We start from the raw sequence: 10868 nt of genomic DNA on the forward strand, positions 1-10868 counted from the left end.
AGTATTTCAGTGATGTGCTCTACAGCCTGAAAACCACTACTGGCGCTGACGGTTACGTGATGGTGCTGATCGAGCACCAATCTACACCGGATAAACACATGGCTTTCAGGCTGCTCAGATACGCAGTGGCCGCCATGCAGCGTCATCTTGAGGCGGGTCACAAAAAGCTGCCGTTGGTCATACCCGTCCTGTTCTATACCGGCAAACGCAGCCCGTATCCGTACTCCACCAACTGGCTGCAGGAGTTTGATGACCCCACGCTGGCGGGGAAACTGTATGGCGGCGATTTTCCTCTGGTTGATGTGACGGTCATCCCCGACGAAGACATCATGAACCACCGCAGCATGGCCGCCCTGACCCTGCTGCAGAAACATATTCGGCAGCGCGACCTGGCTGAACTGACGGACAGACTGTCCGCCATTCTGCTGGCGGGCTATCTGTCTTCGCCACAGGTCATTTCGCTGATACACTATATTATCCAGGCCGGTGAATCGGCGGATGCACAAGCATTTGTTCGCGAACTGGCATTGCGGGTGCCGCAACATGAGGATGAACTGATGACAATTGCACAACAGCTTGAACAAAAAGGCATCGAGAAGGGTATCGAAAAAGGTATCCAGCTGGGTGAACAGCGCGGTATTGAGAAAGGGCGGCATGAAGGCAAACTCGAAGGCAAACTCGAAGGCAAACTCGAAGTGGCCCGCACGATGCTGGCAAATGGCCTCGATCGCGAGTCGGTGATGAGAATGACCGGCCTGACGGCTGACGACCTGGCACAAATTCGCCATTAATTCCTCGTCACGACAGGCAGGATAGGTATTGTTAGACAAGACTGAAACCGTATCCACGGGAAATACCACCTCAGCGCTTAGCCATCTGGCGTTCTGTGCCTTGGCAGCGTTGGGGTTGGCGCGTCAGGATGGCGTTTCGGGTAGGGCATTGCCGCTAAGCGTCAAGGTGAGACATAATCTCACCTTGGGACATTATTATTATAACTTATTGGGGCTTACAGCCCGTTGCAGAAGGTTTCGTATTGACCCCACTTACTCATACAAATAGGAGGCTTGGGTGGTCGAGATGAGCCATTCCAGGTTGGCCCTAAAGGAATTTTGGGCATTTCGACGCCAACGGGTCCATTATTAATTGCACCATGAATTACACTGCCTGCGGCCCCTAGTCCTCCGCCAATCCAAGGTGCACCAGGGGTAAACGCAGCTCCAATACCCGCATCGATAGCGACATCTTTAATTATTTGTGCATTACCAGGATCAATGCTTGGACCAGAAGCACCGTAAACCATTTCAATCTCATTTAAACTTAATACTTTCATTGTAGCTACTCCTTTTTCAGTTTCATGAACACCCACAAAGCGACCATATTTAGCAAACAAAGCGAAATTGGTGCAAGAAAATAGCTTTTACCAAGTGGAGGTATTGAAAAATCATTCAAATTAGAATGCGCAATAAAATAAACAAAAATAGCCAAGCAAGAAACAAAAAATGATATTAAAAACCTAAAAGCCAAGCCAAACCTTGCTATGAAAGGCTTTAAAGACAAAAAGCCTAACACACTAAAAATAGCCGGAATGAAATATATATCAATCATTAAAACCCCATCTAAATTTCAAATTCAAAAACTAAAAAAAAGCCAACAACTATTTAAATATCATAAAGTAATTAGCTAAGATAACAACCCCATTCATTGTTGCATGTAACGCAATAGGAAGGTAGATACCTTTCGACTTCACCCTTGCGGCTGTTAAAACCATGGATATAATAAATAATGAAAAAAAAGCTCGCCAGCCTGCATATTGAGTATGGGCAAGAGAAAATATTATCGATAAAACAATTGCAGCCCAAATAATATTATCATTGAACCAGTGCATCAAAGCATTAAAAAGACAACCTCTAAATACAATCTCTTCGTAAACAGGAACAATAAAGACAAGCAAAAATGAATTAAAAATCAGCACCCAGCCTGGTAGAGATATCTGCGCCGCAGTCCATCCATCTACTTTATCGAGGCCAAGGAAATGCGGGAGAATGAACTGAACAACGAGAATGGAGAGGAGGAAAGTTAAATAATGCGACACGCAAAACTTCCCTTTCCCCATTCCGTGTCTTTTCCTAAAATATAAAATATAAAACATAAATATGGCGGAAAACTCAACGACATACAATAAAGGAAACAGCAGTCCTTTTTTAAGCAGAAGTTCACCGCTCGCCATAAATAACGGGATGAATGTTAAAAAAAACCACAGTAAAAACATCGAAAAAAAACCATTAACAGAATCACCTCTTTCTATATAGTTACTTTTCTTCATTTTATTTCTCATTCCACATTACAATAAAATAATTGCTCTGGTAATGTTAAACTTTCTAACTTCCTGTTTAACCAATCATTCAATCTCATTTTCCATGACGTTTAGCGCCTCATCCATAAATAGGATTGCAAGCTTACGATAGAGTTATTTTATAATAAAACCGCGCTGTTTCCACCCTCTAGAAAGCCCCTCGCCAACTCCCTTATCATGCACTTTCCTCCGGCAGTGACATAAAGAAACGCAAATGACTGAAGCCAGAAAAGCCGCGAGGAAGACAACACATATGAACATAATCGACTAAGGAGGAATCTAGGGAAGTAAATGGCTCTTCCCTGCTATTTCATCTTATGTCTATCAGTTACTTCTTTGCGAAACAAGGATCACCTCTGGAACTCGATGGATATAATTTCTGTCTGCTTTATTTTTAAAATTATTATGTCATGAGATAAGCAGCTGAAAAGTAATGCAGAATGGATCCATTTTTTTAAGGATGACCTAGCAAACTAAAAAGCCTCATTTGTTAAAAGAATATCATTCTCATCAATGGAATGCCAACACTTTTTTTGTCTTCACATCTAAATACCGCAAGCAGTACACGCCCGAATTTCGCCAAAAAACTCTCAAACTAGCTGAAAAGGATGAAGCGTTGGCCATTATCCATAAGGCCGCGGCATACTTCGCGAAGCGCCTGAAATGAAGTATGTCTTTATCGAAAAAAATCAGGCTGAGTTCAGCATCAAAGCCATGAGCCGGGTGCTCTGTGTTGCACGCAGTGGCTGGTATACCTGGCGCCTGCGTCGGTATCAGATAGCCCCACGTCAGCAATTCCATTTGTCTGCAATAATGCTGTCCGAAAGGCATTCAGTGACGCAAAACAGCAGTATGGCTCGCTGCGTCTTGCTGATGAGCTTCCGACGTACAACGTCAAAACCATTGCCGCCAGCTTGCGTCGTCAGGGACTGCGCTCAAAGTCCTCGCGCCAGTTCCGCCCGGTCAGTTACAGTGAACATGGCCTGCCAGTGTCTGAAAACCTGCTGAAGCAGGACTTTAACACCAGTGGACCGAACGGGTGACATCACATACCTTCGCACTGATGAAGGCTGGCTTTACCTTGCAGTGGTCATTGAACTGTGGTCGCAGGCCGTCATCAGCTAGTCGATGCCTGCAATGCATTGCAGATGACGTTGTGGGGGCGTAAGCGCCCGGAAAATGTCATTGTTCATACTGACAGAGGTGGCCAGTACTGTTCAGCGGATTACCAGGCCTTACTGAAACGCCATAACCTGCGTAACAGTATGAGCACCAAAGGCCGTTGTTACGACAATGCCTGTGCGGAAAGCTTCTTACACTCGCCGAAGGTGGAATGTATCCGTGGCGAACGCTTTACCAACCAAGAAATAATGCGAACGGTGGTGTTTAATTATATCGAGTGCGATTACAATCGCTGGTGTCGCCACAGTGCCTGTGGCGGACTCAGCCCAACACAATTTGAAAACTAGACCCTCTCTTAGTCGTGTGTCCATTGTTCGTGGGTAAGATCACTCCCCCTACCAGAACAAAAAGGTCTTGACCTTGACTAAGTTTTGTAATGATAATAATTACCATTAGTAATCTATGATGAGGTTTAGTTCGAGTGGAAAGTAACATTAAAAGACCATAAGAAATCCTTTAAGTACGTTCTTCAGATTATTAATTATATAGTAGATTAATCTTAAGATGGAAGCATGAAACTATGACATTTTTTTACCCCTCGTTTTTTCGGGGCGATATCCATAGTTTAATTAAAACGCTGGTTACATCCATTATGCCTATATCTATTATTCCTTTCCTTCTATTTAAATGAAAGGGATTTTTAATGGAAGAGTTAAGCATAAGTGATATTAAAATTATTTCCGGAGCCAGGGATGCGCTCCAAGCTTCTGTGAAATGAAAGGGATGAAAGGCGAGGAAACACCCAAAACTGTCTGATAAACAACAAAAAGAGCTGCGCCAAATGCATGAGGTAGGACAATATTCGATCAGCGATCTGGCAGAGTTATTTTCGGTATCACGCCCAACGATGTATCGGATGCTGGCTCGCAGCAAGACGAATGCATAGCAAATTTTTATCGACATAATAGGCAAGACTCTTCCCCCCCCCTCTTTTAAGGAAGAAAAACCGTGTTTCGCCAAGAAGCGATTGATAATCAGAAAATGAAATGGCGCGGTCGGGCGCTTCTCCTCCCCGGTATGCCTTTTTGGCTCACTGCGGGGTTATGCCTATTTTTTCTCGTCGCGTTTCTCACCTTCATTATCGCTGGCACCTATACCCGACGGGCCAACGTGACCGGAGAGATCAGTACCTATCCGCGCGCTGCCAATGTTTATTCCACAGTTCAGGGTGTGGTGGTCAAACAATTTGTCACGGAAGGGCAAGCGCTCAAAGCTGGTGATCCCATTTACCAGATCGACGTAAGCAAAAGTACCCGCAGCGGCGTGGTCAGCGACAACCAGCGCCGGAACATTGATGGCCAACTGGCGCGCATTGCGCAGATCATCAGCCGACTGGAAAGCAACAAACAGGCCACTGTCGCGATGTTAGAAAAACAGAAGGCACAGTATACCACCGCGTTCGCCCACTCTACTGACATCCTTCAGCGGGCCCAGGAAGGGATACGCATCATGAAGGAGAACATGGAGAACTACCGGCACTATCAGACCAGGGGGCTGATCAACAAGGATCAACTCACCAACCAGGTGGCGCTGTATTACCAGCAGCAGAACAACCTGCTGGGTCTCTCCGGCCAAAACGAGCAAAACGCCCTGCAGATCACCGCACTGGAAAGCCAGATCCACACACAGGCCGCCGAATTCGACAACCGGATTTATCAGATGGAGTTGCAACGCTATGAGCTACAGAAGGAGTTGCAGAACATCGATGCCAGCGGGACGATCATCGTCCGCGCGCTGGCCGACGGTCGCATAGATTCGCTGAGCGTCACGGTCGGACAGATGGTCAACGTCGGCGACAGCCTATTGCAGGTGCTCCCTCATGACATTGATCACTATGCCCTGGTACTCTGGGTGCCCAACGACGCCATCCCCTACATTGCCACTGGAGATAAGGTCAACGTACGTTATGACGCCTTTCCGGCGGAGAAATTCGGTCAGTTCGCCGGTACGGTGTCCGTCATATCCAAAACCCCGGCTTCACCGCAGGAAATGCTGACCTACCAGGGGGCGCCCAAAGCCGCACTGACTGCCGCAGTGCCGTACTATAAAGTGATTGTCAGACCGGAGAAACAGACCATTGCCTACAACGGCAAACGTCTGAGCCTGGAAAACGGTATGAAAGCGCAGAGCACCCTGTTTCTGGAAAAAAGGAATATTTATCAATGGATGCTGTCGCCGTTCTACGACATGAAACACAGCGCAATGGGGCCAGTCAATGAGTAAACGTACCTTTAAAAGCTTGGTCAGCCAGTTAGAAATGCGACTACGTCACCGCGTCCCTCTGGTTCATCAAACCGAAGCCTCAGAGTGCGGCCTAGCCTGCCTGGCGATGATTTGCGGCCACTACGGCAAGAACGTTGATCTGATTGCACTGCGCCAGCAGTTTAATCTGTCGGCGCGCGGTGCCACCTTGTCCGGACTAACCGGCATCGCCGAGCAGTTGGGATTGGCCACGCGCCCCCTGTCGCTGGATATCGACGAGCTTGGCGCCCTGAAAATGCCGTGCATACTACACTGGGAGTTCAATCACTTTGTGGTGCTGGTGAGCGTCAGGCATAACCGTGCGGTCTTACACGATCCGGCTCGTGGGCGTCGAATCGTGGGTATGGCAGAGTTATCTCAAAGTTTTACCGGCGTGGCACTTGAAGTCTGGCCAGGCAGCGCATTTAAAGCGCGTACTGAGCGTAACCGATTCAGCCTCAGTACGCTGATGGGCAGTGTGCATGGTCTCAAGGGCACACTTGGCAAGATATTTTGCCTGTCGATGGTGATCGAGACCATTAACCTGGTGATGCCGATTGGCACGCAGTTGGTTATGGACCACGTGATCCCTGCTGGGGATCGCGGACTGTTGACCCTCATCTGCATCGGCTTGTTATTCTTTATTCTGCTGCGTGCGGCAGTCAGCATGGTTCGCGCCTGGTCGTCGCTGGTTATGACAACGCTCATCAACGTCCAGTGGCAATCCGGACTATTCAATCATCTGTTGCGCTTGCCGCTGGGGTATTTCGAACGACGTAAATTAGGTGACATACAGTCGCGTTTTGGCTCCCTGGATGCGTTGCGCAGCACCTTCACTGCCAGTATCGTCGGCGCCATCATGGATAGCATCATGGTGATCGGCGTGCTGGTGATGATGGTGTTGTACGGAGGATGGCTAACTTGGATCGTTCTGGCTTTCACCGCCCTGTACGTGCTACTGCGTTTGCTGACCTATAGTTACTACCGGCAGTTGTCTGAGGAATCACTGGTGAGAAACGCCCGGGCGGGCTCCTATTTTATGGAGACGCTGTACGGTATCGCAACCGTGAAGATGCAGGGTATGGCAGAAAGGCGCTGTGCCCACTGGCTTAACCTTGAAATCGACAGCATTAATACCGGTATCCGGGTGACCAAGATGAACATGTTGTTCGGCGGCATCAACACCCTGATTGCCGCCTGTGATCAGGTGGTGATCCTGTGGATGGGAACTAACCTGGTGATCGACAACCAGATGACCATCGGCATGTTCGTGGCGTTCGGTGCATTCCGGGGCCAGTTCTCTGATCGCGTGAGCTCATTGACCAACTTCTTACTGCAGTTACGTATGATGAGCCTGCACAACGAGCGTATTGCCGATATAGCCCTGCATCCACGCGAGAATTGCAAACCCGACATCCCCTATGAAGCTCGGCTGCAGCCGATGTCGCTGAGTACTCATTCGCTGAGCTATCGTTACGACAGCCAGTCGCCGGCCATTTTCAGCGCACTGGACATCGTCGTTGCGGCAGGAGAAAGCGTGGCCATCGTGGGGCCTTCCGGTGCAGGGAAAACCACACTGATGAAGGTCTTGTGTGGGCTCTTTTCCCCCGACAACGGAATGGTTCAGGTAAATGGCATCGATATACAGAAACTGGGGATCAATAACTACCACAAGATGATCGCTTGCGTGATGCAGGACGATAAGCTGTTCTCCGGCTCTATCCGGGAAAATATCTGCGGATTTACGGACGTCGTGGATGAAAACTGGATGTATGAATGTGCCCAGGCCAGTTATCTGCATGAGGTCATCATGCGCATGCCAATGGGGTATGAAACACTGATCGGTGAGCTGGGCGAAGGGTTGTCTGGCGGTCAAAAGCAACGCCTATTCATCGCCAGGGCCATTTACAAAAAGCCCGGGATCCTGTTCATGGATGAGGCAACCAGTGCACTGGATAAAGAGACTGAGGCGGTGGTAAATCAAGCTATCCAGAGTCTCAATATTACGCGGGTGATCATTGCCCACCGAGAAACCACCATTGCATCAGCCGATCGCATCATTGCTCTGACCAACAAGGCGGAGCAATGAACAAATCGCGCTTTGCATTCATGCTGGCCTGCTTTGCGATGGTTCTGCTCATGGTGGGCTTGACCTTTTACCCCTGGTTGTTAACCGATAACGCCGCTTTTGTGCAAACAGGTCTGGCGTTACCCGTTCTGTATCTCCTCGAGTTCGGAGTTATCGTACCGTTATATGTTGTCTTTTTTAGAAAAGCACACAACATGGGTATGGGGGAAATAAACGGTAGGTTATTGATTGCGTTCACCTTGTTAATTCTGCTGACCCAATACCTAGGAGCCTATATTCTGGGGATCAGGAAAGCGGAAAGCTGGATGACCGAACAAGAAGCGGTGAGAGGAGAATTATTTTGGGTGAACACATTCCTGTTAGTCTTTATCGTTCCTGTTTACGAAGAAATGGTGTTCAGAGGATGTCTTTTCAGTGGGTTGCTTCAGGTCTTCAGAGGAAACATCTACCTTTCTGCGCTCACGACGTCAACTGTCTTTGCCATTCTACATACCCAATACTCGGATATACGCACGTTCGTGATCCTGACGCTGGTGTCGCTGCTTTTGATTGCGGCACGTGTTGTTTCGAAGGGATTGGCAATACCGATACTGCTGCATATGCTGATGAATGGTTTTATCATGACGCTCGGATATTATTTTTCTTAATGTCAGAGTCGAAAATACTGCATATCCACCAATTAGTCGTTCTTGATGTTTAGTACGTTTCTTTTCCACCACCCACTGGTGAAAAACAAATACGCTAAAGCAATTAGCGCCGAGTAACACAAGGATGTAACAACGGAATAGGCATCAATGTTAACGCTCTGAAGAAGGTTAGCGACAGTAAAACAAACAAAAAAAAGTACGAAGGCCTTAAGAAATTTATTCATTATTATTGTCATCCGAGCTTTTTAGGCCAGGGATTTCCTAGCCTAGTCTAAGTTACCAGTGACACTGACCATTGACACTGTTTTTGTTGCTATCCCCGCCAAAGGCACCACCCCCACCGTTGTTGCCGCTGTTGTTGCCATGAGTAGCATTCCAGGCGGCATCAAATCCAGCACCGCTAATCACGCTGCCTGCAACGCCACCGATGAGACCACCTACAGGGCCGCCAACCATTCCACCAATGACACCGCCGACTGCGGCACCCGCCCCGGTTGATGCATCACGTCCAGAATCATGACCGCGGGTTCCGCCACCATTGTCTGAACGATCACCGCCGTTGTTGCCGCGCCCACCTGAGACAAAATACAGCATAGAAGGGGTTTGAGGGCCAATGATGTAAAAAACCACGCTAAGGAGATAATTAATTGTTTGTATTGAAATTTAATGGTGCAGAAAACTGTCATGCCCGACAGCCACCTAAAGGTTTTTACCTAATTCGAATTGAGATAGAAAAGAGATTAGTCCTGATGGTCTTCTAAGTTGGTCACTTTCACCTGATTTCGCCCAGACCTTTTCGCTTCATAGAGTTTTGAGTCTGCCACTTTCAGTAAATCATCAAAGTGAACAAGCTCCCCTTCTTTCGGATGGCATGTCACTGCACCAATACTGATCGTGACCGTTCTTCTGAGCGAGGTCAGGTTTTCAACGCTTTTTCGTAATCTTTCGCAAGCCAAAAGACAGCCCTTTTCATCCGTTTCAGGGAAAAGCATGATAAATTCCTCCCCGCCAAACCGTGCGACTTTATCCTGGCTTCGTAGAGTATGACTGAGTTCTCTGGCGATACTCTTTAGGGCAAAATCGCCTTCCTGGTGACCATAATCATCGTTATACGATTTAAAAAAATCGATATCGGCAATGGCAAGTGATACAGGGACGGGATGGCGTGCCATTCTGATCATTTCACGCTCAAACCAGAGCATGAATTTTCGACGATTGGCAATTTCCGTCAGACTGTCTTCCGTGGCCATGCGCTCCAGAATAATATTGACCTTATGCAGCGCCTCTTTTTGTTTTTTGAGCTCTATCTCCATCATTTTACGCTCATCAATACTTTGAATCTGAGCGATGTAATATTTGACATTACCGTTATCTTCACGTACGAGAGAGACACTCAGAAGGATCCAGATATAATGGCCTGACGCCGTCAGATATCGTTTTTCCAATTGATAGAACGGAATGTTGCCTTGGGAAAGTGCCTCTAATTGCTGTAAGTCCGTGGTTAAATCATCAGGATGTGTGATGTGCTGAAAATTGATGGAAAGCAAATAATCTTCAGTGTACTCCAACATACGGGTCAAGGCGCTGTTAACCTTTACCCACTGGCCTGAAGGGGCTACCAGCGCCATCCCGATGGTTGAGTTTTCAAAAATGCTTTCGAGAATGTCGTTATTTTTTCTTAGCGCTGAAATGACGTTTTCATTTTCACTGATTAACAAGTTCATCTCGATTAACGAGCCAATACCCTCAGCCATTAAACTAATGAATTCATAGTCATCCTCAGAGAAAGATATTGCTCTTACCTGAGTGGAAGAAAAATTAAGTGTACCCCATAAGTTTTCTCTCACCCATATTGGTGCCGAGATATAACTTTCAAGCCGCATGCCAATGTAGACGGGGTGAGTATTAAAACCAGGGTGCTCTCCTGCATGTTCAACGCTTATTATTCTATTTTCGCTGACCACTCGCTGGCAATAGGTGTCTTTTAACTCAAAAACCATGCCAGCTGAAATATCTCCTCTTGTTGGTGAAACTGCAAGCAGAGAGTAACGATCTCCCTCTATCTGACTGATAATACCCAGGGACAGGTTAAAGGCTTTTAACCCTTCATTGAGGATAGCATGGTAGGTCTCTTCAGGAGAAGCATGCCTCTTGGCCAACGCTTCATAAAGGAAGTGAATTCGGTTGATATTAATTTTTTTTTCTTCCATTTTTAACATCGTCTTATCTTTTCGTCTTTTCACGTATAACCCCGATTTGCTCTATCCGAGTCCTTTTCTTCAGTCGGTAAAAGGTCGCCCGCGATACGCCCGTTTTTTCCAGTATAGTTTTCTCTGGTGCATCTTGTGTGATTAAC

9 protein-coding genes and 2 pseudogenes are annotated in these 10868 nt (G+C 47.2%); 6 read left to right on the forward strand and 5 right to left on the reverse strand.

The genetic code is table 11. The features are described 5' to 3' along the window. The coding region (locus ACKWMY_RS27225) for an Rpn family recombination-promoting nuclease/putative transposase (protein ID WP_409487422.1) at positions 1-791 on the forward strand (791 nt) is incomplete at its 5' end. Between the two features lie 215 nt (positions 792-1006). On the opposite strand, the gene ACKWMY_RS27230 is transcribed toward ACKWMY_RS27225, so the two are convergent. From ACKWMY_RS27230 to ACKWMY_RS27240, 3 genes are read right to left on the reverse strand one after another with little or no spacing between them, the layout of a single operon-like run. Continuing rightward, on the reverse strand, positions 1007-1330 hold the full coding sequence (locus ACKWMY_RS27230) for a hypothetical protein (protein WP_409487423.1): 324 nt from the start codon (positions 1328-1330) through the stop codon (positions 1007-1009). Positions 1331-1335: 5 nt separating this feature from the next. Then, complete coding sequence (locus tag ACKWMY_RS27235) at positions 1336-1605, reverse strand: hypothetical protein (RefSeq protein ID WP_409487424.1); 270 nt, start codon at positions 1603-1605, stop codon at positions 1336-1338. A gap of 49 nt (positions 1606-1654) precedes the next feature. Further along, positions 1655-2323 (reverse strand): CPBP family intramembrane glutamic endopeptidase, encoded by a 669-nt coding sequence (locus ACKWMY_RS27240; RefSeq protein WP_409487425.1) that lies wholly within the window; start codon positions 2321-2323, stop codon positions 1655-1657. Between the two features lie 622 nt (positions 2324-2945). Between ACKWMY_RS27240 and ACKWMY_RS27245 the strand changes: the two are divergent. The 5 genes and pseudogenes from ACKWMY_RS27245 to ACKWMY_RS27265 form a co-directional block, all read left to right on the forward strand. Next, positions 2946-3822, forward strand: a pseudogene (locus tag ACKWMY_RS27245) (IS3 family transposase); the annotation flags it as partial. Between the two features lie 449 nt (positions 3823-4271). Beyond that, positions 4272-4421 (forward strand): annotated as a pseudogene (locus ACKWMY_RS27250) (helix-turn-helix domain-containing protein); the annotation flags it as partial. A gap of 62 nt (positions 4422-4483) precedes the next feature. After that, complete coding sequence (locus tag ACKWMY_RS27255; RefSeq protein WP_409487426.1) at positions 4484-5758, forward strand: HlyD family secretion protein; 1275 nt, start codon at positions 4484-4486, stop codon at positions 5756-5758. Next, the gene (locus tag ACKWMY_RS27260; protein ID WP_409487427.1) at positions 5751-7865 is read left to right on the forward strand and encodes a peptidase domain-containing ABC transporter; all 2115 of its coding nucleotides are present in this window, start codon (positions 5751-5753) and stop codon (positions 7863-7865) included. The genes ACKWMY_RS27255 and ACKWMY_RS27260 overlap by 8 nt, the downstream gene beginning before the upstream one ends. Continuing rightward, the gene (locus tag ACKWMY_RS27265; protein WP_409487428.1) at positions 7862-8512 is read left to right on the forward strand and encodes a CPBP family intramembrane glutamic endopeptidase; all 651 of its coding nucleotides are present in this window, start codon (positions 7862-7864) and stop codon (positions 8510-8512) included. Before ACKWMY_RS27260 ends, ACKWMY_RS27265 begins: the two co-directional genes overlap by 4 nt. A gap of 276 nt (positions 8513-8788) precedes the next feature. Here ACKWMY_RS27265 and ACKWMY_RS27270 read toward each other — a convergent pair whose 3' ends face one another. Beyond that, a complete protein-coding gene (locus tag ACKWMY_RS27270) occupies positions 8789-9106 on the reverse strand; it encodes a hypothetical protein (RefSeq protein WP_409487429.1) in 318 nt (105 codons plus the stop codon). 146 nt (positions 9107-9252) lie between these two features. Beyond that, complete coding sequence (locus ACKWMY_RS27275; protein ID WP_409487430.1) at positions 9253-10731, reverse strand: diguanylate cyclase; 1479 nt, start codon at positions 10729-10731, stop codon at positions 9253-9255. Between the last annotated feature and the right edge of the window lie 137 nt (positions 10732-10868).

This window comes from Serratia sp. J2, from assembly GCF_046269175.1.
Taxonomy (GTDB): domain Bacteria; phylum Pseudomonadota; class Gammaproteobacteria; order Enterobacterales; family Enterobacteriaceae; genus Chania; species Chania fonticola_C.

Bases quoted from the DNA above. Each gene is read 5' to 3' on its own strand.
- ACKWMY_RS27230 (WP_409487423.1), bottom strand. From the start codon at position 1,330: ATGAAAGTATTAAGTTTAAATGAGATTGAAATGGTTTACGGTGCTTCT.
- ACKWMY_RS27235 (WP_409487424.1), bottom strand. From the start codon at position 1,605: ATGATTGATATATATTTCATTCCGGCTATTTTTAGTGTGTTAGGCTTT.
- ACKWMY_RS27240 (WP_409487425.1), bottom strand. From the start codon at position 2,323: ATGAAGAAAAGTAACTATATAGAAAGAGGTGATTCTGTTAATGGTTTT.
- ACKWMY_RS27260 (WP_409487427.1), top strand. From the start codon at position 5,751: ATGAGTAAACGTACCTTTAAAAGCTTGGTCAGCCAGTTAGAAATGCGA.
- ACKWMY_RS27265 (WP_409487428.1), top strand. From the start codon at position 7,862: ATGAACAAATCGCGCTTTGCATTCATGCTGGCCTGCTTTGCGATGGTT.
- ACKWMY_RS27270 (WP_409487429.1), bottom strand. From the start codon at position 9,106: ATGCTGTATTTTGTCTCAGGTGGGCGCGGCAACAACGGCGGTGATCGT.
- ACKWMY_RS27275 (WP_409487430.1), bottom strand. From the start codon at position 10,731: ATGTTAAAAATGGAAGAAAAAAAAATTAATATCAACCGAATTCACTTC.